The 25,093-nt window shown below is 59.0% G+C and carries 23 protein-coding genes and 1 pseudogene; 17 read left to right on the forward strand and 7 right to left on the reverse strand.

The genetic code is table 11. The annotated features are described in order from the left end of the window. Window positions 1-85: 85 nt before the first annotated feature. Window positions 86-877: a ribonuclease H family protein gene (locus ACTHV6_RS01910; protein WP_441385569.1), complete on the forward strand. Its 792-nt coding sequence runs from the start codon at window positions 86-88 to the stop codon at window positions 875-877. A gap of 9 nt (window positions 878-886) precedes the next feature. Continuing rightward, window positions 887-3,040, forward strand: a complete 2,154-nt coding sequence (locus tag ACTHV6_RS01915; RefSeq protein WP_441385570.1) for a S9 family peptidase — start codon at window positions 887-889, stop codon at window positions 3,038-3,040. 8 nt (window positions 3,041-3,048) lie between these two features. Here the strand turns inward: ACTHV6_RS01915 and mtnN are convergent, their stop codons facing one another. Together mtnN and ACTHV6_RS01925 are read right to left on the reverse strand one after the other, a co-directional pair. Continuing rightward, window positions 3,049-4,359: a 5'-methylthioadenosine/S-adenosylhomocysteine nucleosidase gene (gene mtnN, locus ACTHV6_RS01920; RefSeq protein WP_441385571.1), complete on the reverse strand. Its 1,311-nt coding sequence runs from the start codon at window positions 4,357-4,359 to the stop codon at window positions 3,049-3,051. Beyond that, complete coding sequence (locus ACTHV6_RS01925; protein ID WP_441385572.1) at window positions 4,356-4,820, reverse strand: S-ribosylhomocysteine lyase; 465 nt, start codon at window positions 4,818-4,820, stop codon at window positions 4,356-4,358. Before ACTHV6_RS01925 ends, mtnN begins: the two co-directional genes overlap by 4 nt. Between ACTHV6_RS01925 and ACTHV6_RS01930 the strand changes: the two genes are divergently transcribed. Beyond that, window positions 4,796-4,927: a hypothetical protein gene (locus ACTHV6_RS01930; protein ID WP_441385685.1), complete on the forward strand. Its 132-nt coding sequence runs from the start codon at window positions 4,796-4,798 to the stop codon at window positions 4,925-4,927. The genes ACTHV6_RS01925 and ACTHV6_RS01930 overlap by 25 nt on opposite strands. A gap of 429 nt (window positions 4,928-5,356) precedes the next feature. Here the strand turns inward: ACTHV6_RS01930 and ACTHV6_RS01935 are convergent, their stop codons facing one another. After that, window positions 5,357-5,776: a Fur family transcriptional regulator gene (locus ACTHV6_RS01935; protein ID WP_441385573.1), complete on the reverse strand. Its 420-nt coding sequence runs from the start codon at window positions 5,774-5,776 to the stop codon at window positions 5,357-5,359. Window positions 5,777-5,962: 186 nt separating this feature from the next. Between ACTHV6_RS01935 and ACTHV6_RS01940 the strand changes: the two genes are divergently transcribed. The 7 genes from ACTHV6_RS01940 (at window position 5,963) to ACTHV6_RS01970 (ending at window position 13,489) form a co-directional block, all read left to right on the forward strand. Further along, the gene (locus ACTHV6_RS01940) at window positions 5,963-6,265 is read left to right on the forward strand and encodes an MTH1187 family thiamine-binding protein (protein ID WP_441385574.1); all 303 of its coding nucleotides are present in this window, start codon (window positions 5,963-5,965) and stop codon (window positions 6,263-6,265) included. Window positions 6,266-6,315: 50 nt separating this feature from the next. Continuing rightward, window positions 6,316-7,821 carry an L-serine ammonia-lyase gene (locus ACTHV6_RS01945; protein WP_441385575.1) on the forward strand — a complete coding sequence of 502 codons (1,506 nt, stop codon included), beginning with the start codon at window positions 6,316-6,318 and terminating at the stop codon, window positions 7,819-7,821. 582 nt (window positions 7,822-8,403) lie between these two features. Then, a complete protein-coding gene (gene nrdH / locus ACTHV6_RS01950; protein WP_441385576.1) occupies window positions 8,404-8,652 on the forward strand; it encodes a glutaredoxin-like protein NrdH in 249 nt (82 codons plus the stop codon). A gap of 98 nt (window positions 8,653-8,750) precedes the next feature. Then, the gene (nrdI, locus tag ACTHV6_RS01955; RefSeq protein WP_441385577.1) at window positions 8,751-9,155 is read left to right on the forward strand and encodes a class Ib ribonucleoside-diphosphate reductase assembly flavoprotein NrdI; all 405 of its coding nucleotides are present in this window, start codon (window positions 8,751-8,753) and stop codon (window positions 9,153-9,155) included. After that, complete coding sequence (nrdE, locus tag ACTHV6_RS01960; RefSeq protein ID WP_441385578.1) at window positions 9,137-11,290, forward strand: class 1b ribonucleoside-diphosphate reductase subunit alpha; 2,154 nt, start codon at window positions 9,137-9,139, stop codon at window positions 11,288-11,290. Before nrdI ends, nrdE begins: the two co-directional genes overlap by 19 nt. A 63-nt stretch (window positions 11,291-11,353) precedes the next feature. Further along, window positions 11,354-13,009, forward strand: a complete 1,656-nt coding sequence (locus ACTHV6_RS01965) for a hypothetical protein (protein ID WP_441385579.1) — start codon at window positions 11,354-11,356, stop codon at window positions 13,007-13,009. 93 nt (window positions 13,010-13,102) lie between these two features. After that, window positions 13,103-13,489 carry an RNA-binding S4 domain-containing protein gene (locus tag ACTHV6_RS01970; protein WP_441385580.1) on the forward strand — a complete coding sequence of 129 codons (387 nt, stop codon included), beginning with the start codon at window positions 13,103-13,105 and terminating at the stop codon, window positions 13,487-13,489. Between the two features lie 18 nt (window positions 13,490-13,507). Here ACTHV6_RS01970 and ACTHV6_RS01975 read toward each other — a convergent pair whose 3' ends face one another. The 3 genes from ACTHV6_RS01975 to ACTHV6_RS01985 all read right to left on the reverse strand — a co-directional run bounded on the left by ACTHV6_RS01975 (window position 13,508) and on the right by ACTHV6_RS01985 (window position 16,736). Continuing rightward, a complete protein-coding gene (locus tag ACTHV6_RS01975; RefSeq protein WP_441385581.1) occupies window positions 13,508-13,996 on the reverse strand; it encodes a response regulator in 489 nt (162 codons plus the stop codon). Next, complete coding sequence (locus ACTHV6_RS01980; RefSeq protein ID WP_441385582.1) at window positions 13,993-15,471, reverse strand: ATP-binding protein; 1,479 nt, start codon at window positions 15,469-15,471, stop codon at window positions 13,993-13,995. The genes ACTHV6_RS01975 and ACTHV6_RS01980 overlap by 4 nt, the downstream gene beginning before the upstream one ends. 65 nt (window positions 15,472-15,536) lie before the next feature. Continuing rightward, entirely contained in the window at window positions 15,537-16,736 is a 1,200-nt protein-coding gene (locus ACTHV6_RS01985; protein ID WP_441385583.1) for a DUF418 domain-containing protein, read from the reverse strand. Window positions 16,737-17,010: 274 nt separating this feature from the next. On the opposite strand from ACTHV6_RS01985, the gene nrdF reads away from it, so the two are divergent. From nrdF to ACTHV6_RS02020, 7 genes are all read left to right on the forward strand, one after another. Further along, on the forward strand, window positions 17,011-17,988 hold the full coding sequence (gene nrdF / locus ACTHV6_RS01990; protein ID WP_441385683.1) for a class 1b ribonucleoside-diphosphate reductase subunit beta: 978 nt from the start codon (window positions 17,011-17,013) through the stop codon (window positions 17,986-17,988). Window positions 17,989-18,174: 186 nt separating this feature from the next. Beyond that, complete coding sequence (locus ACTHV6_RS01995) at window positions 18,175-19,236, forward strand: type IV toxin-antitoxin system AbiEi family antitoxin domain-containing protein (protein ID WP_441385584.1); 1,062 nt, start codon at window positions 18,175-18,177, stop codon at window positions 19,234-19,236. Then, a complete protein-coding gene (locus tag ACTHV6_RS02000; protein ID WP_441385585.1) occupies window positions 19,220-20,134 on the forward strand; it encodes a nucleotidyl transferase AbiEii/AbiGii toxin family protein in 915 nt (304 codons plus the stop codon). The genes ACTHV6_RS01995 and ACTHV6_RS02000 overlap by 17 nt, the downstream gene beginning before the upstream one ends. A gap of 742 nt (window positions 20,135-20,876) precedes the next feature. Then, entirely contained in the window at window positions 20,877-21,170 is a 294-nt protein-coding gene (locus tag ACTHV6_RS02005) for a ribbon-helix-helix protein, CopG family (RefSeq protein WP_441385586.1), read from the forward strand. A 68-nt stretch (window positions 21,171-21,238) separates the two neighbouring features. Further along, a complete protein-coding gene (locus ACTHV6_RS02010; protein ID WP_441385587.1) occupies window positions 21,239-21,571 on the forward strand; it encodes a helix-turn-helix domain-containing protein in 333 nt (110 codons plus the stop codon). A 414-nt stretch (window positions 21,572-21,985) separates the two neighbouring features. Then, window positions 21,986-22,765 carry a helix-turn-helix transcriptional regulator gene (locus tag ACTHV6_RS02015; RefSeq protein WP_441385588.1) on the forward strand — a complete coding sequence of 260 codons (780 nt, stop codon included), beginning with the start codon at window positions 21,986-21,988 and terminating at the stop codon, window positions 22,763-22,765. Window positions 22,766-23,145: 380 nt separating this feature from the next. Continuing rightward, window positions 23,146-23,988, forward strand: a complete 843-nt coding sequence (locus tag ACTHV6_RS02020; protein WP_441385589.1) for a VOC family protein — start codon at window positions 23,146-23,148, stop codon at window positions 23,986-23,988. Window positions 23,989-23,991: 3 nt separating this feature from the next. Here the strand turns inward: ACTHV6_RS02020 and ACTHV6_RS02025 are convergent. Then, window positions 23,992-25,058: pseudogene (locus ACTHV6_RS02025) on the reverse strand (DNA glycosylase AlkZ-like family protein). Between the last annotated feature and the right edge of the window lie 35 nt (window positions 25,059-25,093).

Genomic DNA, 25,093 nt, shown 5'->3' on the forward strand with positions numbered 1-25,093 from the left:
TCGAAGCATGCGGTGAATCTGGCACCGCCCCACAGATTGCGGCCGGCAAATGGTGGTGTGGGAGGGCACATGTAGGCTGGTGGGCATGACGCAATGGCTCTCAACAATCGAACTCGGCTCGCTTTTCGGAACCGATCCTTATGGTGTGCTGGCCGGGCTTGAACGGCTGAGGCTGGCGGAGGGGTCCCAGCCATCGGCCCTCGCCGAACGCCACGAGCTGGCGTCCCAGGGTGCTGGGGATACAGGTTCGCTCGAAACACTGTGGCACCCGGACGTGGTGGAATTGCTGCAGGGCACCGGACTGGAGCTGGCTGGCCAACCACAACGCTTTGTCACGAGCGCACTGTTCGATGAATCGGACTTTTTAGAGGCGGAATCGGGCGTTGAGGCGGACGATATGCCGGAAAAGCCAGTGGGCCGGCCTAGGGGAGGTTTTGACAGGGTGATCGCCACGGACGGGGCCTGCTCAGGGAATCCCGGCCCGGGGGGATGGGCGTGGGTGGAACAAACAACCGGCGCTCGCGATAGCGGAGGTGCTACCCGTACCACCAATAACGTTATGGAACTCACGGCCTTGGTTCAGGCGCTCGAATACGTGGGCCCTGAGTGTTCCCTGCTGATCCGCTGCGATTCCCAGTACGTCATCAACACGGTCACAAAATGGGCGCCGAACTGGCGCCGTAAGGGCTGGAAAAAGGCGGACGGCAAACCAGTGAAGAATCGCGAGTTGGTCGAAGAGCTGCTCACAGCCTATGAGGCCCGCACCGGCACCACAGAAGTGGAGTGGGTCAAGGGTCACGCGGGGGACGCCGCCAATGAGCTATGTGATTCGCTCGCGGTAGCGCAGTCACGAAAGTTTGCCGGTAGGAAGGGTTAACATTCACTCATGATTGAACATGCTCCGGTTGCAGAAAAAGTTCCCACCGAACGAAGCACTCACGGTGATGTTTACATCGATAACTACGAATGGTTTCGGGACAAGGCAAACCCGGAGCTGATCGAGCACCTTGAAGCAGAGAATGCGTGGACTCGCGAGCGGACCAGACACCTTGATCCCCTCCGGGACCAGATCGCCAGGGAGTTTTCGGAGCTGACCAAGCTCACGGACGTCAGCGTTCCGGTTCGCGAAGGAGATTGGTGGTACTACCGGCGCACATGGGAGGGTAAGGAATATCCTGCCGTGTATCGCCTGCGGGACGTGAATAACACTCGCCCGGACGTGGCCGCCCTGTCCGTGGTCCCCTCCGAGGAACTGGTATGGGATGGCAATAAGCTCAGCGCAGGCAAGGAGTTCTTCTCCACCTCGGGATTCGCTCCTTCTCCCAACGGGAGGCTCGGGGCACTGGGCCTTGATTTCTCCGGCGATGAACACTTCACCCTGAGAATCTTCGATATTCAGCAGCGCTCCATCATTGACGATGTGGTGGCTGGAATCGGATATGGAATCGCGTGGACGGCCGATTCCTCCGCCGTGGTGTACTCGCGGGTTGACGATGCGTGGCGTTCGTGGCAAATCTGGCTGCATCGGCTGGGAACGCCCAGCTCCGAGGATGTTCTGCTCTGTCAGGAAGATGACGATCGCTTTGATCTATGGCACGCCCCCTCGCGTGATGGGCGGTGGATCGTGGTGACTTCCGCGTCCCGTACTACCACCGAGGTGCGCCTGATCTCCACGGCACAGCCCGAATCTGAACCGATCGTGGTGGCCCACCGCACTGCGGGCGTGGAATACACGGTGGAGCCCGCAGGCGATCATCTCCTGATCATTCACAACGTCAACGTACCTGACTTCGAGTTAGCTGCCGCTCCGATCCGCACATCGCGTCCGGAGGAGTGGGTGACGCTTCTTGCGCCAGGCCCTCGTGAACGGATCGGTGAGGTGGATGCGTTCGGCACCTTCGCCGTCGTCGCCCTTCGATCAAACGGAGAAACCGAACTCCGGGTCCTACCCCGGGACGTGGAAGCGGCCAAGCCCGCCGCGGGCACCTCCTACGCTGAACCGCACGAGCGGAAGGTGTGGGGCGAACCGGTTCGCGTGCCGGCGCAAGAGCTTTCTACCACGGAGCTGTATCCGTGCCCGTACTGGGACTCCGCGGACATCGTGTACACCACGGAATCTCTCCTCACCCCTCCAACGCAGCGTTCCTACAACGTGGCAACGGGTGAGGAACGAACACTCAAAGTGCAGGAAGCTGTTGGCTACGATGCACATGAGTTCGTGGAGGAGGGAGTGTGGGTGACCGCGGCGGATGGCACGCAGATTCCCATGACGATCGCCTACAAGGCAGGTGCCCGCCCCGACGGGACGCACCCCGGATGGCTCTATGGCTACGGGTCCTACGAGGTGGCGAACGATCCGTACTTTTCCCCGCGCCACATCGCGATGCTGCGGCGCGGACTAGTGATTGGCTGGACCCATGTTCGCGGCGGCGGAGAAATGGGAAGGGCTTGGTACGATGAAGGTAAGCTCCTCACGAAGAAGAACACCTTCTCCGATTTTGTGGCGTGCGGGCAATGGCTCATCGATAACGGTTGGGTTGCCAGCGATCGCCTAGCAGGCGAAGGCAGATCGGCCGGCGGGTTGCTTATCGGAGCGGCCATCAATCAAGCCCCAGATCTTTTCCGCGCCGTCCACGCCGGCGTGCCGTTTGTGGATACGCTCACCACCATTCTCAATCCCGAGCTGCCGCTGACGGCCGGTGAATGGGAGGAATGGGGCAATCCGATCGAATCGGAAGCGGTATACGAGTACATCAAATCGTATTCGCCAGTGGAGAACGTTCGCCGCACCCAGTACCCGGCCATCTTGGCTACCACGTCGCTCAACGATATCCGGGTGTTCTACGTGGAGCCCACCAAATGGGTGCAGATCCTGCGTGAAAAGGCCACGAATGATCCAACCGCCCGCCCGATCCTCGAAAAGATCGAGATGGTGGCTGGGCACGCCGGCAAGAGCGGGCGCGAGGCACGCTGGCAGTCCCAAGCTTTCATCTTGGCGTGGCTCCTTGATCAGATCGGAGCCACGGAACTGATTGGTTAGGGCCGCCCCTAGATCTGCGCCTCGTGGGCCGCTGACCGCCAGGAGCCGAAGCGTTGGCGAATAGCCGCGCCAGATGGCACGATCCCACGGCGCTCCGTGTCCTTGATCCACTGCTGGTAGGCCTTGTAGCTGGGCGAAATCCCGTTCTTCGCGGACCACGTGGCGAAGGTGCGCAGCGCGCTGATGTAATCCTGATCGGAGAATTTGAGCCCGCCGCGCTTGCGGCCGGACTGCACGCGCATGCCCACTTTGGACAGGGCATCGTTCCAGTACCCGTTGAAGCGTTTGATGATGGTCTGAGAAGTGGGGGGCCACGCCAGTCGGCCACGTCCGGTTGTCAGGCCAAGCTCGCGCGCTAGGCGGGCGCGTTCGGAATCGTACTGCTTGGCCGTCAAGGTCAGGGTGGGATCGGCGTCAACTGCCGCGCGGCCCGCGGCGATCAACCCGAGGCTGGCCGGAATGAGATCGGCGTGCTTGTCCGCGTATTGGTCGATAACGGCCTCGCGGAGGTGATCCGGTAGATCGCCGGCATCGGCATGGTCAAGCTTGTTGACCGAGGCGAACAGTAACAGCAGGGCAGCCATGAGCGAATCTTCGGAGAACCGCTGGCTGGGCCCGGACGGGCCGGGTTCGGCCAAGAAGGACAGCAGATTGATCGCGGCCTTCGCGGAGGTTTCCGAAGCGTAGTCCAAGCCGATGTGGTAATCCTGATCGGCCTCTGGCCCGCACAGATCCGAAACGCACCGGATCGAAACAAACGGCATGTTCCACGTGTGGCAAACCTGAGCGGCTGCCGTAGATTCCATATCCGTGGTGAGAGCGCCGGGGAACTCCTCGCGCATCTTGCCCACGTTCGCCGCCGTGACGAACGAATCCGAGGACAGCATGAGCCCCCGGCGCAGTTCCGGCGGGCAGTTATCGATGAGGGATGTTGCTCCCGTAAAGAATTCTGGTTGGCCGGGGATTTGCCCGCGAGCGTAGTTGAATGCCGTCGCGTCCGCGGTTCCATAGGTGTAGGTAGTGCCGACGACGACGTCCCCCACCGCTACGTCCTTCGCCAGGCCACCTGCGGAGCCGGTTGAGATGACAAGTTTGGGCGTGAAGCGGGCCATGGCCCACCCCAGTGCGTTTGCCGTGGCAACCAGACCGATTCCTGTTCGCATCACCAAGATGTTGCCGCTTGTGGAGGCGGCAACCCATGCGTTGGCAATGGGGCAGGCCAGCTTTGCCGGCTTCGTGGCCAGAGCCGCTAGTTGTTCCAAGACGGGCTGGATCTCCTCGTCTTGTGCGGCAATCACAATCGCTCGAATGCGTGTCATTGTGCCATCACCTCTTCCCAGGTATCTTTCTTCGAAAGCATAGCGGCTACAGCGGATTGGGCGGCTTCGAGACTGTGGTTGGCTCCCCAGCCACATTGGACTTCATTGGCGGCTGGGACGGCCGTGGCATTGAGGATGTCCTCAAAGGTCCGGGCCACCAGTTCGATGGTTGCTGGCACGTCCGGGGTGGCTGCCATGAGAAGGTAGAAGCCCGTTTGGCAGCCCATTGGTGAGAAATCCACAACCTCATCGCTATGGTTGCGTGCGCATTCGGCGAAGGTGTGCTCGATCGAATGCACGGCGGGCATGTCAAGGTGTTCACTGTTGGGCTGGCAGAAGCGGATATCGTATTTCGTGAGCGTATCGCCGTGAGGCAGGACCTTGACATCAGCTACTCGCACATAAGGTGCTATGACTGCGCGATGATCGAGATTAAATGACTCAACGTTCATTGGTGGCATATGGTCCTCCTCTGGTTACCGGCGAGCTCGGAATACTCGCGGTACTCGATAACCAAGAAATCTTCTTCATTATGGCACATCTTTCTCAGGATCGCAGCGTGCTATAGAGTCCTAAGCCATACCGGTTCACCAGAAATTCCCAGCTTTTCTCCCGTTCAAATTGAGCTTGGCTTGGTTACATAATCTGTGTCAGGCAAACAAGCCACTGAATAATGTTTCTCAAACTCCTGTGTGTGGAACTCCTGTATGTGGGAAATCGGTGGCCGTTTACTTGGCAAGGGGATCTGGAGCCTTGGTGGTGCTCAACAGATCCCCACACAATGGAATAACCCCTCTGACCAATCGCCAACAGTCTGGCGCATCAGCAACGGTCCCTTCCCGGAGCTGAACTTGCGGTCAAGGAGCAGCTGGGCGGCAATGGGTGGATTGCCGCCCAGCTTATGTTCTGGAGGGCATTGAGTGTGTTGTGGCGGAGGAATTTGGCGTCGTCGTCGACAAAATAAGTCTGCGCTCGCGGTCAGCACGTAGGCGTGACGCTAGCGTTCCACTGCACAACGAGGGCACACGCCCCAATAGTGCACTTCCGCCTCATCGATATCGAACCCGTGATCATCGCTAGGCTCCAAGCAGGGGGCGTACCCCGCTGCGCAATCCACATCCTCGATATGCCCGCAATTGCGGCAGATCAGGTGATGGTGATTGGGGTTGTGGCTGAGTTCGTACAGCGCGGCGTATCCCGCAGGCTGAGTCTCCCGCAGGATTCCCTTTTCCGTCAGTGCATGGACGGTATCGTAAATGGCCTGCGTGGAAACCTTGCCAAGCTTCTTGACTACTTTCTCGTGGATCTCATCCACGCTGACATGCCCGTATCGCGAAACGACCCGCAGCGTTGCGAGCCGAGTACGCGTAACCTTCAGCCCGGCTTCGCGGAGCTGGTAAGCGAATGATGCGGCCATATAGTAATCCCATGCCTTATTGCGGCACCGATCAAGTTATATCCGGTGTTCGATGGCCGATTGGTGTTCCATTTTGGGCTTGAGAGAGCGGAGGGACTTGATGTTAGCGACGAAAGTCCCCGATAGCGGTGTGGTGAAGTTCCTCAATGTCTGGGAACGGCGATACAAGCGGACTAGGCTGGGTACATGCTCTTAGCCTTTTCAATTGCACCGCAAACAACAAACGATCCCGAAGGCTCGGTTGCCGAAGCCGTGTCCGCCGCCATCAAGGTGGTTCGCGAATCGGGACTGTCCTACGAGACCACCTCGATGTTCACCACGTTAGAAGGTGAGTGGGATGAGATCATGGCTGTCATCAAGAAGTGTGTGGATGCCGTTGAAGCATATTCGTCTCGCGTCTCCCTTGTCATGAAGGCGGATATCCGGCCCGGCTACACCGAGCAGATGACTGCAAAGGTGGATCGGGTTAACGCGATCCTAGAGAAGTAGCTGGGATGATTGTCTCGCCGGGTCAGCTACAGCCGGAATATGGTCAGCCCATGGAGCCCGCCGCGGCGGGAGACTCAGAACCTACGCCCGTCGGGGCTCAGGGACCTGAAAGCGTGTCCACTGGTGACAGTCATTCCGATGAGCTGGGACGGACCCTGAATGGGCGGCCTCTTTCCGTGCGCGATATGTTTCGCGTAGGAATTGGGCCATCCTCTTCGCACACCGTCGGGCCGATGCGGGCCGGGAATCATTTCGCCCGCAAACTGGCCTGTGTTGGGCGTGTGCCTTCCCGCGTAACGATCGAGCTCATGGGTTCCCTAGGGGCCACAGGGAAAGGGCACTCCACTGATCGTGCCGTCCTGCTCGGTTTGGGTGGTTTCCTGCCGGAATCAGTACCTGTTGCTGTTGTGGATACATACATGGAGAAGGTGGCCGAGGCTCGGGAGCTATCGATCCAAGGGGTGGGCGCCGTTCCCATCAATCTGGAGCGGGACGTCATGTTCCTTCCAGGAAAGATCTTGCCGTTTCACGTCAACGCGCTCACCATCACCGCGTTTGGTGAAGATGGAAACGCCATCGCTGCCGGAACGTACTACTCGACAGGTGGTGGGTTCGTTTCCGAGGAGATAGGGGAGCCGGAAGGCGAGTGTCGCGTCCGTCAATTGGATAGTTCCGAGCCGGAGGCAGCCGGGCCTGCACCCTACCCCTATACAACGGCGAAGGAACTGTTGAAGCTTTGTGAGCGCAACGGGCTTCGCCTATCCGAACTGGTCATGGCGAATGAAACTGCCGCTCTTCCAGCGGATGCCGTGGAATCCTACATGGATACGATCTGGCAAACGATGGATGAGTGCATCAAGGAGGGATGTCAGGCATCGGGCACCCTCCCGGGTATCCTGCGCGTCAAGCGGCGCGCGGGTGAATTGAACGCGCACCTGACACGGACGCGCGGGGATGACCCTCTGGCAGGCATGGACTGGGTGAACTTGTATGCGCTCGCGGTGAACGAAGAGAACGCCGCTGGCCACCGCGTTGTCACGGCGCCCACCAATGGTGCGGCAGGCGTGGTTCCCGCTGTGCTGGCCTACTATCTGCGTTTTGTGCCGGATGCTGGCGTTGAGGGTCAGCGGCAATTCCTCCTAGCGGCTGCGGCCATCGGAGGGCTCATCAGAAATAATGCGTCGATTGCTGGCGCGGAAGTAGGTTGCCAAGGTGAGGTGGGCGCCGCCAGCGCCATGGCTGCCGCGGGTCTTGCCGAAGCCATGGGCGGCAGCGTGCTGCAGGTGGAGAACGCGGCCGAGATTGCGATGGAGCACTCGCTCGGGCTCACGTGTGATCCCGTAGCTGGACTCGTACAGATCCCGTGCATTGAGCGGAATGCCATCGCGGCGGTCAAGGCCATTAACGCGGCACGTATGGCCCTGTGGGGAGATGGGCGCCATGCCGTTTCTTTCGATACCGTCATTGAGACCATGCGGCAAACGGGCAAGGACATGCTGTCCAAGTACAAGGAAACTTCCCAGGGTGGGCTAGCCGTTAACGTGGTGGAATGCTGACGTAGGCAGCAAGGCAGCAAGGCAGCAAGGCAGCGCGTAGGCGACACGCCCAAACGAAAACACGCCGCTCACTTCAGGCAGCTTCAGGGGGAGTCGAATCCACCCTCTCCTTCCTCTATCCACACTTGTGGATAAATGTGGGGACCGAATACACATCTGTGCACAAGTTTCATCCACAGGTGTGTATAACCTTCGTAGATTGCCTCGCGAAAATGTGTGGGAGGGGTGGGGGAGGATGGAAGTAGCCACCGAATCAGCGGTTGGTTGCCCGGGGCGTGTGCCTCCTCATGTGGATGTGTGAGTGCATAGCAGGGGGTGAATATGGGGCGGCGTGCACAACGTTCTCCACGAAGAAGCAGGGAGGTTCCACAAGCGGTAAATCACAACCGTGTTACTTGTCACCGCGAAACGCCGGAACACAATCTCTTGTGGTCATTCACTAGGGTTACCACTAGGTGTAGTGTCTATGCCGTGCCGCTTGATAGCGGTGAATAGCACGGAATGTTTCTGAGATCGGCGTGTTATCTCCTGTAGGGGACCTTTAGGACCCGCCGGAAGAAACACCAGAAGGGAGAGCTCTTCATGAGTATCACTGTTTACACCAAGCCCTCCTGCGTTCAGTGCAATGCGACCAAGCGAGCACTCGCGAAGGCCGGGTTGCAGTGGGAGGAAGTTGACCTCACAGTGGACGCGGATGCGCTCGAGACGGTTAAGGCTCTCGGCTATCAGCAGGCTCCTGTTGTTTTCGCAGATGGTGACCATTGGTCCGGCTTCCGGCCGGACAAGATCAAGGCACTGAGCGTTTCACAGAGTGCTGCAGTCTCTGCCTGAGGGTTTTGGCTCGTAGGTACAACTGCCAGGGCATACCTGATCACGTTGTACCTACGAGATACCGGCAGGATCTTTTTCGTTACGTAATCGAGGGTTGGATGGCGCAGATCGTCTACTTCTCATCAGCCACAAACAACACAAAGCGTTTTGTGGATAAGTTGGGGTTTCCGGCGCAGCGCATCCCGCTGCGTCCAAAAGAACCGCCGCTACACGTGGATGAAGAATACGTCCTGATTGTTCCCACATACGGGGGCGGAAATCAGCAGGGTGCCGTCCCCAAGCAAGTCATTAAGTTCCTCAACGATGAACACAACCGCTCATTGATCCGCGGAGTGATATCGGGAGGGAACACAAACTTTGGAGAGGCATACTGCCTTGCGGGGGACATCGTCTCTGCAAAGTGCCATGTGCCCCATATGTATAGGTTCGAGTTGCTCGGCACTGCGCAGGACGCGGAACGGGTACGTGAAGGGTTGGAGAAGTTTTGGCAGCAACCACGTTGACGGATACGGGCGAGGAACGCTACACGGATCCAAATCTGGATTATCACTCGCTAAACGCGCAGCTCAATCTGTACGATGCCAGCGGCAAGATTCAGTTTGACGCTGATCGTGAAGCCGCACGCCAGTACTTCTTGCAGCATGTCAACAAGAACACCGTGTACTTCCACGATCTTGAAGAAAAGCTCAGCTACCTTGTCGATGAAGGTTACTACGAGAGCCCAGTCCTCGAGCAGTACAGCTTCGATTTCATCAAGGCGCTGTTCAAGCAAGCCTACGGGCACAAGTTCCGCTTCCCCACCTTCTTGGGCGCGTTCAAGTACTACACGTCCTACACGCTGAAGACCTTCGATGGCACCCGGTATCTGGAACGGTACGAGGATCGCGTGTGCATGGTGGCGCTCTACCTTGCCCGCGGGGATGAAGCACTAGCGTCCTCGCTGGTGGAGGAGATCATCACCGGCCGTTTTCAGCCAGCCACGCCAACCTTCCTGAACGCAGGCAAGGCTGCCCGCGGCGAACTGGTCTCCTGCTTCCTGCTCCGCGTTGAGGACAACATGGAGTCCATTGCCCGAGGCATCAACTCGGCACTCCAGCTCTCCAAGCGTGGCGGCGGCGTTGCCCTGAACCTCTCCAATCTGCGCGAACAGGGCGCTCCCATCAAGAAGATTGAGAACCAATCGTCCGGAGTGAATCCCGTGATGAAGCTGCTGGAGGATTCCTTCTCCTACGCCAACCAGCTGGGTGCGCGTCAGGGCGCCGGCGCCGTGTATCTGCACGCCCATCACCCCGATATCTACCGCTTCCTCGATACGAAGCGAGAGAACGCGGATGAAAAGATTCGCATCAAGACGCTGTCTCTTGGCGTTGTGATTCCCGATATCACCTTCGAACTGGCGAAGAACAATGAGGATATGTACCTCTTCTCTCCCTACGATGTGGAGCGCGTGTACGGCGTGCCCTTCACGGAGATCAGCGTGAGCGAGAAGTACTACGAGATGGTGGCGGACAAGCGCATCAGCAAAACCAAGATCAACGCCCGCAACTTCTTCCAGACTCTCGCAGAGATCCAGTTTGAATCCGGATACCCCTACATCGTGTTCGAGGATACGGTGAATCGGGCCAATCCGATCAAGGGCAAAATCACGATGTCCAACCTGTGCTCGGAGATCCTTCAGGTGTCCGAGGCCTCGGAGCTCGGCCCCGATCTGGGCTACGAGCATGTGGGTAAGGATATTTCCTGCAACCTTGGCTCGATGAACATTGCGAAGTCCATGGACTCGCATGACTTGGGCAAGGCAGTGGAGACCGCCGTGCGCGCGCTGACGGCCGTATCCGATCTGACGGACATCCGCTCCGTCCCGTCCATCGAACGCGGCAACTCCATGTCTCATGCCATCGGGCTCGGACAGATGAACCTGCACGGATACTTGGGCCGCGAGCACATCCATTACGGATCGCCCGAGGCGCTGGACTTCACCAACATGTACTTCTACTCGGTTGTCTATCACGCAATCCGGGCCTCCATGACTATCGCTCAAGAGCGCGGCCAGCGCTTCGAGGGCTTCGAGGATTCCAAGTACGCAACCGGCGAGTTCTTTGATAAGTACATCGATCAGGCGTGGGAGCCAGAAACGGCGCGGGTGCGGGAGCTGTTCGCGGACACTCATATCCCCACGCAGGAGGACTGGCGCCAGCTTCGCGCTGACGTTGCCACCTACGGCATGTACAACCAGAACCTTCAGGCCGTCCCGCCAACTGGTTCGATCAGCTATATCAACAACTCCACGTCCTCCATCCACCCGATCGTGTCCAAGATTGAGATCCGCAAGGAAGGCAAGATCGGGCGTGTGTACTACCCGGCGCCCTACATGGACAATGACAACCTCGAATATTACGAGGATGCCTATGAAATCGGGCCCGAGAAGATCATCGACACCTACGCGGTAGCAACTCAGCACGTGGATCAGGGCCTGTCCCTCACGCTGTTCTACCCGGATACGGTAACAACGCGCGACGTCAACAAGAACTACATCTACGCGTGGCGCAAGGGCATCAAGACCATGTATTACATGCGGATTCGCCAGCAGGCTCTGCAGGGTACAGAGGTTGAGGGTTGCGTTTCCTGCATGCTCTGATGGTGCGTACTGCTCGAATCTGCGGATTCGCCAGTACAATCAGGGCATGACAGGAGGTCACCCGTGGTGAATCGTGTGTCCGGCCAGCGGACGTTGCGCCCAATGGCCGTTCAGCGCACCCTCATGGCAGCTGCCGTGGTGACCGCCTCGGCACTCGCGGCGTGCACCCCCACGAGTGATCCGAACCCAGACCCAAGCGCTTCAGAAACACCGGGCATGCCCGCCACCCCGGTGGTTGCCCCCGCGGGCACACCGGAGATTGACGGCTACACCTTGGTGTTTGCCAAGAAATATTCGGAGTCCGAGGGGCCGGGCGCCGAAATTTCTGGCGATTCGGCGGGTGCGATTGGTAGGAACGACGACGACGGAGCGCGCGGCTCCGAGACGGACACCTCCGATTCGGACGGTGCCGGTACGAGCAGCCCAACCACTCCGAAGAGTCCTGATGATGACGCCACCGATTCATCACAACCAACCGAAAGTTCTTCGGAGAAGCCCAGCGATTCACCCACTCCAGACAGCGCGGGGATGCATGAACAGGGTCGCATTGACGGGGCCGTTCTGGCCGGCGATTATCTGCTTGCCTACGCTAACGATGAGGACGGTACCTCCCATCAGGTCACTGCCTATGATGTCCTGGATGGGGATCGTGAGTGGAGCAGAGTAGATCCTGGCTGGCTCGATTGCAGCGCGGGTGAACTGGTGATCTGTACCAGTTCCGAATACTCCGGCGGCACGTGGACGGATACGGATGCCTTTGTGTTCGATCACAGCACGGGTAATCTTCAATCCTTTGACGTGGGAGCTAGCGGCACCTTCTCTTACGTGGGAACCTCAGATCAGGTGGCTTACTTCCTCACATGGGATGGCACGCATGCCGTCCACATGACAGGCTTTGATTCCACTGGCGTTCCGGTGATCGATAAGAACCTGCGCGCGTCAATTCCCGCGCCCACTGCCGTCACGGCGATTGACGCGTGGATGGCTGGTGGCCGCGCCTTCATCTCAATTCCGGGCTCCGATCCGGGCATCTACGTTGCCAATGCGAATGCGTTTGCCAACTATGCACTCGCCACTCCCTGTATCTTTGCCACCGATGGCATGGCCTGCACCGATCAAAGCGCCGCCAACTCCTTGACAGCGGTTGATAGCGTTGGCCGCGAACAATGGACACATTCGTTGGACGGTGCAGAGTTTCTGGAATCAGGTGAGTTTAGCGGCAGCTTGGATCAGCTTGAGGAGCAACTCCTTCCCGCAGAAGGGAGCGCCTCGGAGCCGCAAAGCACGCCGAATCCTAGCGGCACCGCCGCACAAAACACGGACCCGATGGTGGCACGCTATCTTGTCCCCGCTTCCGACCACCTCGAAACGATTGATCGGACCGGAGCCACTCTAGACTTGGGGGCGCGCGGGACCGTGAATATCGGAGATGCAGAGCCTCAGGCCATTGACCTTTCACACGAGCATTCCATCGTGACCGTTGCACAGCTGGGGGAGCCGGTGGGCGAAGCCTCGACACCCCGAGTCGTCTCCACAATTCTGATGGGCGGCGATGGCACCGTACTTTCACGGCTGCCGGATTCGCGCATGGGTGAGCTCTCCGATGAGCTTCTTGGCGGAACAGAAATCTTGGCGCACTCATTCCAGTGGCAAGACGGCTTGCTTGTGTTCACCGATGACACCACGGGAATCGTGGCCGTGTACCGGGCCGCTCCGTAGGGTGGGCGCGGACGCTCCACGAGGCGCATGCTTAGCCCGTCAAAGCGGGGCTGCGCGTTCACCCGTTCGCGTTGACACCTTTAGGATGGACACATGGATTCGGTGCGAATTGACGTGTGGCTGTGGAGCGTACGCCAGTGCAAGACGCGTTCATTGGCCACGGGAGAGTGCAAGGCCGGGCATGTGCGGATCAATGACGAACCCGTCAAACCGGCTAGTCCAGTGAAGGTTGGCGATGAGGTCCGCTACCGGGTTCAGGGATTTGACCGCATTCTTCGCGTGACCAAGCTGTTGAAGAAGCGCGTGGGGGCACCGGTTGCTGCTACGTGCTACGAGGATCTGACGCCCGAGCGCCCGCGCGTCAACCTACCGCCTGTGATGCGCAGAGAGCCGGGAACTGGGCGCCCCACCAAGAAGGAGCGGCGCGAACTGGATCGGCTGCTCGGCTACGATCCCAACTTCGGCCATCGCGAGGACTGAGGTGGTTTTCGTGGAGGCCTAGTCCGCGTGGCTGGCCCCTTGCACGAGGTCGAGTGCTCGCTCACTGTCCAGAATCTTCATGTAGTCGATTGGGTTGAGGCCGCAGGCCTCTACGTAATCGGTGAGCTGAGTGCGGGTCACGCTCAACAGCTCATCCGCGTTCCACGGCTTGGCAATGTAGCGATCCAGCTGCGCCTTGTTGATAGCCCGCACGGTGTCCTCTAAATCTGCCTGCCCAGTCACAAGCACCTTGCGTGTCAGGGTGGTGTGAGGCATGCGCGCCATCTCCACGAGGAAGTCAACGCCAGTGGTGCCAGGTAGGCGATGGTCACACAACGCAAGTGCGAGGCGATCTCCATCGGTCTGAATCTCTCGGATAACCTCCCACGCATCCTCAACATCCTCTGCGGGTTCGATCCGCGCAGTAGGCATGAAGGCGGACAGGTCATGCATGAGGGCATCGCGAACCTCTGGTTCGTCCTCGAGAACTAGGATGGCTAACTTCACTGTGTCTCCTTGGGTTGAGTGGCAGGAAGATCGATGGTGACTTTGGTACCCGTATCTTCTTTCGTTTGGGAGCTGACCCGCATGGTCCCGTGATGCTTCCCCACGATCGAGAGAGAAATCCCCATGCCAATTCCCATACCGAATCGTACTTGACCGGATTTGGTGGTGAAGCGTGGTTCAAAGATGTGCTCCAAAACGTCTGGCGGGATACCGGGGCCACTGTCGATGATCCTGACACGGACCCACCCCTCGTGGGGCGAGGACGTCTGAATCGTGATCTCGGGATTGGCGGTATCAGTTAACGCATCGCAGGCGTTGGACAACACGTTGGTCCACACCTGAGCGAGTTGGCCCGAATGGCACTCAAGCGTGGGAACGTCACCATAATCGCGGGTCACCGTGATGTCACGGAGTTTATGTGAGAGGAGGCGAACCGCGTCATCAATGTTTTCGTGGAGGTTCACTCCCATAATCGGATCACCATCGGGCCGCGCATAGGAACGCAGAGAGGCCACGAGGCCAGTGATCTTCTTGGAGGCCGAGCGCAGGTTGCGCAGGTGGGTGCCGATGGAAGCCGCGTTCTCCACCTCGTCCCGGCCAATGCCGGAACGCCGGACAAGTGTGCGCGCAAGATCCACATCCTGAATTCCTACAAGCACCAACTGCTGAGCGAGAACGGGATCGCCGATTGCCGCCGTCATCTCCTTCCTGAGAGCCCGCTCCTCGCGGGTGGAAAGCGAGGTTGCCTCAATGGCGTTCTCGATGGTGCTGGTGGCCTGATGCGCCCAGTCCTTGTCAGGTACAGAACCGAGCAGCGTCATGACATCCGTGTACAGGTATTCGGCCAAGCGATCGATTGCCGCCAAAGGGTTGTTGAGTTCGTGGGCAATGCCGGCCGCAAGCGAGCCGAGCGAGACGAGGCGTTCCTGGGCAACAAGTTCGGTGCGCGCCTCTTCCAGATTGGTCAGCGCGGTGGCGAGTTCCGAGCGTTCTTTGGCTAGATCCGCGGAGAGCCGGGCATGCTCGAGGTGGAGTTCTTCCGCGCGCCGCAGGCGCATGTCCAGTGATCTGACGATCAACGTGGTGGCGAGCAGGGAAATGGTGGGCCGCTCATCGATCACCTTCTTCAGTTGATCGAACGTGATTTGTACGCAGGTGATATCGGTGGTTGTGCGGGCGGTGTTCTGGGCGTTGCCACCCTCCGTCATGGACATGAGGCCGATCAAACGGCCCGTGGATCCCTCATGCATCACCACCGTGCCAGCGCTTGATTCCTGCACCAGAGCCACCCTGCCCTTCAGGACCAGCGTCACGTGAGCCACGGGTTCTCCCCGAACCGTCAGCGTGGTGCCTGCGGGAAGGGTGAGACGTGGCTGTGGGCCGAGTGAATCGTCCACGCCAGCAACGATCTGCTGAACGATTTCCTTGCTTTTGACGGATGTGTCAAAAATGCCCAGATGTGGATTAGTAGCCACGGCACCTCCCTGTGTTGACACCTAGTCTCTCAGGTTCACACGCTGAGGTGCACATTTGAGCCGATTTAATCGCCCGCTGCCTTGATCGAAACCTTCCACATCACCCATTCGAGAGGGCCGCGCGTAAAGAAGTGTTTCCATACGAAGGCAAGGATGACGGTCAGGAGAATCAGCGAAAGTAATGGTCCCCAGCTGTCCCCGCCTACCCATTCCGGGTGGAAAGCAACGAGCACGACGTGGAAGGAATAGGCGGTCAGGGAGATAGAGCCAACTGCCGCCAGAGGATAGAGCACGTTGGATGCAAGGCGCCCCCCAAGTAAGCACAGCCCAAGGGTGGCAATGGCGAAGCCGCCCGATCCTATTGCCTCGAACGGCGTGTTTGTATGCGGTTCGGCAACAACCCACGCCTCAGCAGCTGGGGCCTTAGAGCCTTCCCACTGGAAGGGAGCGGGTTCGCTCCAGTCCTCAATGGAAGATGAGCCGCCGTCGTCGTCAAAAATCACCGAACTCGATGAGGAATCTGAGTAATCGGAATACATGTCAGCATCCTCGGGAGTGACGAGCGCGGTGGTGAGGAGCGCGCTGGCGCCGTATCCAACTAGGGCGAGTGCGCAGCCGGTGCCCAGCAGCCACGTGCGGACCCGGCGCGCCGTGATGTCGAGGCGGCCGATGCCCATTCCGGCAATCACGTAGGCCATGTAGGTCAGCCCCGGGTACGTGTCGGTCACGAACGTATCGATGACGAAGCTGTTGGCATCGCCCGAGGGCCACAGGTACAGGCCGTCCATGACCCAGGTGATGATCGGCAGCAGCGTGGGCCCAACGATCGCCCACACGCCCGCGATGATGAACAGTGGCTTCGCGCCGAGCTTTGCGAAAGGCAGCGCCGCCACGAACCATGCCGCGTAGAACCCCAGAATGATCGCGATCGGTGTGCCGAGGACGGAAAGAAGGCCCGCGACCACCAGAAGGACCGCTGCGCGCGCGAAGATTCGAAGGCGGGCCCGGCGCATGTCCTCGCCTGCATATGGCACGTTTCGGCCCGTCAGGATCGATATCGAGAGGCCTGCGAGCACTGCGAAGAGGATGGACGAGCGGCCGTCCGGGAGCGCCAGAAGGATGCCCTCGATCCCTTGTGCGCCATCGTGATTTGGGCCCACGTGCGCATAAAACATCCCGAAGATCGCCAGCGCCCGCGCGATATCCACGCCTCCGATGCGGCCGCGGTAGCGGGGTGTGGTGGGGCTGTCCGGTCCTTGTGTCATAGAGGCCAACGTAGAGGACGGCGGCGGGTGGCCGCTAGGCGTGATCGGTCAGTGGGCGGCGGGGCGTTCCGGTGTTCGCGCCGTCAGGGGGATCGCGCGTACTCGCGGTTCTGAGTAGTCGTGTTCGCCTGTTCCCGGGTACTCGGGTACTCGGGTACTCGCGTTCCCACGTTCCAAAGTTCGCGGCTCAATTCGCGGCGGACTTCACGGTGGTGCGTCTACTCGGATCGTGCGGGAGGTGAGAGAATGGACGAACCTGCGACTAAGGAGAATGATGACGCCCCCAAAGCTCAAGCTTGTTGATCGAGTTCAGGCCATCAACTGGAATCGTTTGGACGATGATAAGGATCTTGAGGTCTGGGACCGGCTGACCGGCAACTTCTGGCTTCCTGAGAAGATCCCGCTTTCCAACGATATCCAGTCATGGAACACGTTGAAGCCGCACGAGCAGGAGATGACCACCCGCGTGTTCACCGGGCTCACACTGCTGGACACCGTGCAGGGGACTGTAGGCGCCGTCTCGCTCATCCCAGATGCCGTGACGCCGCACGAGGAAGCCGTGTACACGAACATCGCGTTCATGGAGTCAGTGCACGCGAAGTCTTACTCCTCCATCTTCTCCACGCTGATCTCCACCGAGGAGATCGATAAGACCTTCCGTTGGTCCGAGGAAAACGAGTTCCTTCAGACCAAGGCGGAGATCGTGCTGGACTACTACCGTGGCGATGATCCCGAAAAGCGCAAGGTTGCCTCCACTATGCTGGAGTCCTTCCTCTTCTACTCGGGCTTCTACGCGCCCATGTACTGGTCCGCCCACGCCAAGCTGACGAACACTGCGGATCTCATCCGCCTCATCATCCGCGACGAGGCCGTCCACGGCTACTACATCGGCTACAAGTACCAGCTTGCCGTGGCCAAGGCATCGCCGGAGCGCCGCGCTGAGCTTCAGGACTACACCTACTCTCTGCTCATGGACCTCTATGACAACGAGGAGGGTTACACCGAATCGCTCTACGACGGCATGGGACTGACCGAGGATGTCAAGATGTTCCTGCGTTACAACGCCAACAAGGCTCTGATGAACCTTGGCTATGAGGCGTTGTTCGGGCCGGATCAGACAGCAGTGAACCCGGCGATTCTGGCCGCGCTTTCCCCCAACGCCGATGAGAATCACGATTTCTTCTCCGGGTCCGGATCCTCGTACGTCATCGGCACGGCCGAGGCCACCACCGATGACGATTGGGCTTTTTAGGACGACGGCGGCGGCCTCTCTCGCGGGAGGGGTTCTTACATAGACGAACTCGGAGGGGTTTTGGGGTTCGGGCTGTAACCGCGTCGGTGTGATCGCAGCGCCGGGGCGGTTTGGTGGCCTGTGTTCAAGGTAGATATATTTCGCATAAAGCTTGGATTGTTTCAACCATAGCGATACAATTCAAGTGTGAAATCGGATGAGGCTCTTCGAAAGCTCGCTGATGTTACAGCCTCGCAATGGGGCATGGTGACAACGGCGCAAGCCAGTGCGCTTGGAGTCACCCGCCTGAATCTGTCGCGACTGAGTGAATCCGGACATCTGGAGCGGCTTGCGAACGGTGTGTACCGGGATGCGGGTGCGCCAGGCGATGAGTTTGAAGACCTTCGAGCCGCCTGGCTCAGCACCGAACCGAAGCTTCTGGCGGAAGATCGGCTCAGGAATCTGTCGGATGGTGTTGTCGTTGCGAGTTCGTCAGCAGCCCTGCTTCATGGCATCGGAGACCTGTGGGCGAGCCGCCATGAGTTTGTCTCCGCTAAGCGCCGTCAAACTCAACGAGTTGAGATTCGATACCGGCTGCGCCGCCTTGAAGACAGGGATATCACTCTGGTTGAGGGAATCCCGGCGATGACACTCGAACGGACTCTGGCCGATCTGCTCGAGGATGTTGGGGATCTCAGCCTTGTCGCCGATGCTCTGGGTGCGGCGGTGAAGAAGCAGTCTCTGGATTTCAAGCGCCTGCGAGAACTGTTTAGTCCGCTGGCCGAGCGCCATGGCTTCAGGCGGCATGACGGTATTGCAGTACTGGACCGACTCCTTGAAGTTGCAGGGCTGGATCTTGATGCCGTTGCACGCAGGATCTCGGGTTATCCAGCGCTAGGCTCGAGAGTTTTCGCTAGCTATCTGAAGCATGCGATGCCGAAGATTGACGTGTCAGTCCTGAAATCGCAGATACCAAGTCTCGAGTCGCTTACGTCGGAAGTATCGGATCTGAGTGGGCAGGCATTCCGCGATGCACTACTGCCTCAACTCGGGGAGATTGTTTCAAAGATCGTGGCTGACAGTGCTGCACCTAGTTTCGGTAAAGCTACTGAAGAACTAATAAACACGCCTGCTCTCACGAACCTCTCGCAGCAGTGGGCTAAGGCCTTGGCCAATTCTTTTGGCTCCGCAGTCGCGCGCGACGCGGTCCCTATCGAACGCAACGCGGTCCCTATTGCAAGTGAGGCGGACGATGATGATCAAGCCTGAGCCATATCCAACGGCTCGCGGCGTCGAGGACGCGATCAAGCAAGCTGCAAAGTCGGCCGCGAAGGCTGACTCCTCTCTTGACACGAACAAACGTATTCAGTTGGAGTACTTCAATCGTTTCCTGAGCCGTATCTTCTCAGAAGGAGAGTCTTCAGAGTGGGTGCTTAAAGGAGGCGCGAGCATCCTTGCTCGCATTCCGTCCACACGTTCCACTCGAGACATCGACCTTTACCGTCAAGGTTTCGGTATCGACAGGGCGCTAGAGGATCTGAAGCGGCTGGCTTCGATTGACTTAGGTGATCACTTCCGCTTCGAATATGTGAGCCATGAACCAGCAAGCGCAGCTAATGCCCAACCCTATACGGCCGGGTATCGAGTTTCTTTCGATACCTATATCGGAGCCACTAAGAAGAGTACCGTGCGGATCGACCTCGTGATCGGCGCAGATGTGACGGATGAGATCCAGACATCCGTTCCCACGACGGCTCTCGACCTTCCTAGACTCATCAGCAATCCATACCGTCTATACCCGGTGGTTGATCAAATAGCCGACAAGGTGTGCGCCACGATGGCTGAGTATGACGGACGTCCCTCCAGTCGTGAAAAGGACCTGGTCGATATCGTTATCTTCGCCGTTACGCAGGATATTGATGGCACGGCCCTGAATCTTGCAATCAACACGGAACGTAATCGCCGCAAGATGGAACCTTTTGAGCGGTTCGTGGTCCCGACAAATTGGGGCTCCGGCTACGAAAAGCTGAGCAGGTCAGTGCCCCACTGCTCCGGGTATCAAACTGTTGGGGCGGCCGCAGGACTCGCCGCCCGGCTAATCGAACCCGCTCTAAACCATGAATCTGAAGGAAAGACGTGGTCGAAGGATCTGCTGCAATGGCACTGATTGTTGTGGGTGCCCCTCTTTGAGTTCCCATGCTGCCAACGTGGTCTAGCGATTAGGCTGAAAAATGTGCAGCCAGTCGATGAGATTATGCCGACCTACCGCTGCTTGCTCACCTTTGCGAGCTCTGCGACGGCGTGGCTCAATCACAGCTAACCCGAAGTTTCAGCACTGTATATGGAGCCGGGCCCCGAATATATATGGCTCCGGCTATATGCAGTTTGAGTGCAGCTTTGGGAGTTCTGTCTGAGAATGTTCTGCAGCTCTGGCACCGTATGCGCCGTCAGGCGTTGATATCCGCATAGCACCTGCCTCATGTGGACACGAAACATCAACACTTCCCGGTCCGCATTAGCCCGACAATCAATGTGGATATCTTTATCTGGGTAGCGAAAGTGTGTGTAAGAATCTGGCTTCAGGGTAATTCTCATTAAGTACACGAAACTTAGGTAGTATTGTGTACATAAATACATCGGGGGTCCTCGTTGATGCGCGTGCAAGTCCACGAATCGGCGCTGAAGCGCGGGTTGAGCGTAGATGAAGTGATCCACATGTGGAGTAGCGGTGTTGATGAAACTATCATCGACGATGACGAGCCACCACGGTACATGCGCCTCACGTTCGACAATGCCGGTAGGCCGTGGGAGCTAGCCGCATTGCGCTTCGGAAACGGCGCTAGGTTCCTCGTGATTCACGCGATGCCGGCTCGCAAATCAGTGGTATTAAAGATGCAGAGGAGGGCGAGATGAGTGATGAGACTGTGAGGCCGGTCAACGGTTCGTATGGAACGATCGGTGGCGTAGAAATCACCGAGGAAGTGATCGCACGCCTTGTAAAGAACGCCGAAGAGGGATTTCCCGGTGCAACTTTCCGATCTCCAGGTAGGCCGACCCGTGCGGATGAGCCGACGCGCGCTGTGACGGTTCGGTTGACTGAATCAGAGCTTTCGGCCGTGATGGACCGGGCAGAGCGAGAGCACCGAACCCGTTCTGACGCCATTCGCGCGGCACTCAAGGAATGGGCCGATGCGTCAGCTTGAGCACGAGCACCCAATATGTAGTTATGCGGTAAGACTCGATCGAGTGCAGTGGGAGGCCCTGACCAGCGATGACCGAAAATGAAATGATCTCGGCTATTCAGAACGCACGGTCGGCGGCGGGTCTGTCCCAAGATGCGCTTGCCGATGCAACGGGCATTTCTCAGGCAACGTTGAGTCGCATCCTGAACGGCGAGCGAATTGCCAAGCTGCCCGAAATTATCCTCATCGCCGAAGCGACGGCCTGTACGGTTGCACAGCTTACGGGCAGCGCAGTAGCTGAGCGTATGGAGTGCGCGGCCCGTGCGGCTAACGGGTCAAGCACGGTTCCCATGCGGCAGCAGTTACTGCACTTCATGGAATTGGATGCGTACCTCGACGATCAAGCAATCCCGGCACGCTGATGGCATCGAAAGTAGAGCGTGAGGCTGGTTTTATCGATCAGGACACGTGGACCGAATGGATGCAGGTCAGCACGCCGTAAACGGCAACATCATACGGTTCGCGCGCCAAGCCATAGTGTGGGCTTTCCTCATCCTTCTTTAACAGGCGACGTGTATCTAAACTTCGGGCCTGTTTTGAAGAAAGAAAGTGATGATGAGACCTCACATTTTTGAATGAGATCGGCGTAGGGCCAAGCTTTCGCGACCGCTGCTGCCTTCTAGCATCGCCGGCAATGTGTTCGCGATGCAAAAAGATCGGGTGCTGAGAGCCCTGATGAGTTTCGCTGTTCTGTCCACGCTTTGCCTCGCACTGTTAGAGTACGGGGAAATCTGAAGAAGCTAACACCTAAGAGATTGGCTGCGAGGTTGTAGATCATGGCGCGCCGCGAGACGCTGGTTGAGGGACAAACCCCTGACTTCGTCGCGAGCGCGGCGGGATTGATGCGAGAGAACCTCGGCGCAGCACTCACCATTGCAGACCTCGCAGATCACGTGGGATACAGCCGTTTTCACTTCTCGCGGTTATTCTCTGGCGCCACAGGCCTGCCTCCCATGGAGTATCTGGCGGCCTTGCGTTTCGCCGAAGCGAAGCGCCTGCTCCTCACCTCCGACGAGCCTGTGGTGGACGTGTGCGCGGAGGTCGGTTTCTCCTCTCTGTCCACCTTCACCCGCAGATTCCGCGACGCAGTGGGTACGGCTCCCGCAGAGCTGCGCCGCCTTGCCGAAAGTGTCGCGGAGCGGCCGGTGGTTCCGTTTGAGGTAGGTGACCCGCGCCAGCCAAGCCTTCAGGTGCGGCTGGACTTCGGTACAAACGCTGATTCGCGCCTGCGGATGCCCCGCCAAACGTGGATTGGCTGGTATGCCCGCCCGGTCCCCGTCGGCTTACCTGCGGCGGGGGTTCTGCTGAGCGGAGACGGCCCGGTCTCCCTGCCACTTTCCATAGGAAATCCGTGGCTCTTAGCGGTATCCATGCATGCGGACGCGGATCCAGTTGATCAGTTGGCACCCAGCCGCCCGTTGGTCGCAGGTTATCAGGTGCCACTAACCCTGACGCCACACAAGCACGAGTTACCGCCCGGCATCACCCTCCGGTTCACGCCGGCCGATATGCACGGAGTCCCGTTGTTGTCCGCATTGGCTAGCTTGCGCGGCTAGCCGAAACGAATCGTGGGCGCTGGCGGGTGAGGCTGCGTCCGCATAGCTCTGTATAGCTCCGTATAAGGTGGAAGACCCCCGTATACGCACGGCAACTACAACATGCGGAAGTGAGCACCCCATCAGCATCTCACGCCGAACCCTTAGCCCCGCTACAGAACCGCATACTGTAGTAGCTATCCGTATTTGCACGGCTACTACAACATGCGGAGTTATAATTCCGCGATGTTGGCGAAGGAGGCTTCGTCGTCGAAAAAAGAGGGACCCAACACCGCACAATCGGACTAGTCCACACCCACGTTAGGCGATAGATTCAAGGCACATCCGGCGAAGGCCCTACACGAAAGGTGCCGGCGACCGGCCAAGGAAAGGAGCGGATCATGCCCCAACCAACAGGAACGCCAACATGGCTTGACCTTGGGACCAACAAGGCGGCGGCGAGCCGCGATTTCTACCACGAGCTGTTCGGGTGGAACTTCGTGGATCAGGGCGCGGAAGTGGGCCACTATGAGATGGTCCTCAAGGACGGCAACATCATCGCCGGCTTCATGGATATGGCTGGCATGAATGGCCCGGATGGGAACCCGATAACGGATCGGTGGGATGTGTTTCTGGCCGTTGATGACATCGCCGCGCGCGTGGAGCTGGCCAAGGCCCACGGCGCCACCGTCTACTCCGAGCCCATGGAAATCCCCGAATCCGGGCTCATGGCAATCATCGTGGATCCCACGGGCGCATTCATCGGGCTGTGGGAAGCGCGCGGATTCGCCGGCTACACGTTCACGGGCACAGCGGGCACGCCCGTCTGGTTCGAGCTCCTGAGCAAGGATTTCGATACGGCCGTTGCGTTCTACCGGGCCGTTTTTGATTTTGATATCGCGTGGATGTCCGGAGAAGATGAGGGGGCGAATAGGGGCGACGACGGCGAGGCTGTGGGCCAAGACGGCGCTGGGAGCTTCCGCTACGTGACCAATGGTGCCGGTGAGAAGGCGTGCGCGGGAATCCTCGACGCCACTGCGTTTCTGCCACCGGGCGCCTCTTCCTTCTGGCGGGTCTACTTCGATGTGGAGGCGACCGAGCCGGCGCTCGCGAAAGTGCGGGAGCTCGGCGGGCAGATCGTCAGCGAGCCAATGGATTCACCGTTTGGGCGGTGTACCACGATTGCCGATCCTGCTGGGGCGACGCTGGTGCTCAACGCTGGTTCCGAGGCGCTGCAGGGTTGAGGGTCAGTAGGTTTCAAACGTGGTGGTTACAGTAGCGGTGCCTCTCAGTGGCACCATTCTCTCCGCCTCGTCTTGCAGGGCAGCTTTCTGACGGTGAGACACCTCGCCGAACGTCTTGATTGTTAGGGCGAGTCTGTTCCCGGCTTTTCGCGCGCGCCACGTGCCGGTGATCTCGCCATCTTGCAATAGGGCTCCCGGACGGCCAACCGACGTCCAAACGGCTTGCTGGTGCGTCTTTGGCACGATGAGGTCGCGATCAGCTCATCCTCAAGTAGCCCCCACCAATGGTCAGCATCGTTGGTCTGGACTCCGAGCCACGAGGTAAAGGCCGCTGGCGTCGATGGGCCGTAGCAATGAAGGTAACGGCGCAGCAGTTCCGCGCGAGCTGTCTGCGGATCGATCGCAGGGAGAGGCGATTTGACCCACTCGTCGGTCAAGACGAACGGTGCCTTGTTCCCCGCTCTTGCAGCAAAGCACACAACGCCTTGCAGCGCGAGGATACGGAGACAAAAGTGAACGATGGCCTCCCCGAGCGGTTGTCCCTTGGCGTGAGGACCTTCCTCGCCCCACAATCGGCGTTGCTCTGCTGGCAGCTGCCGCGCGATGGCCTGTGCGAGTTCGATGCCTAACTCGTTGATCGGAAGCTTGCGCCCGGTCAGAGCATTCGGGATCTCGGCTGCGGCCAGCTCAACAGCATCGGACAGGCTCAGGCCCACCCGATCCACATCGGGCCCCGCGCCGAGGATAAAATGCCTCAGCGATGCGTCGGTGGGAGGAAGAACCCCGGTGGTAAAGGTCGCGGCGTAAGCTACGGGGATGATGTAGGGGGCGCCACGCATGGACCACGTCCGAAGAAGTGTCCTTTCGTCGTTGAGCGCGGCTTCGAGCCTGCTTGCCGTGGCGCCTTCGGCGCGGGCATCGAGCGAAAGCAGCGCCGATCCGGGCGGACTGTCCTGAACACCGCAACTCCCAGTTGCTTCATCGAGCGCGCCCGCCTTCGCCCGCTCCACGAGGTGATGAGCGGCGAGCCGAAAAGCGATCACCTGTTCCCTCGATACTCGCTCAGCCATGCCCCAAGCGTACAGTCGCACGGCACGTGGTTAAA

The organism is Ancrocorticia sp. (assembly GCF_052089425.1).
Lineage (GTDB): Bacteria > Actinomycetota > Actinomycetes > Actinomycetales > Actinomycetaceae > Ancrocorticia.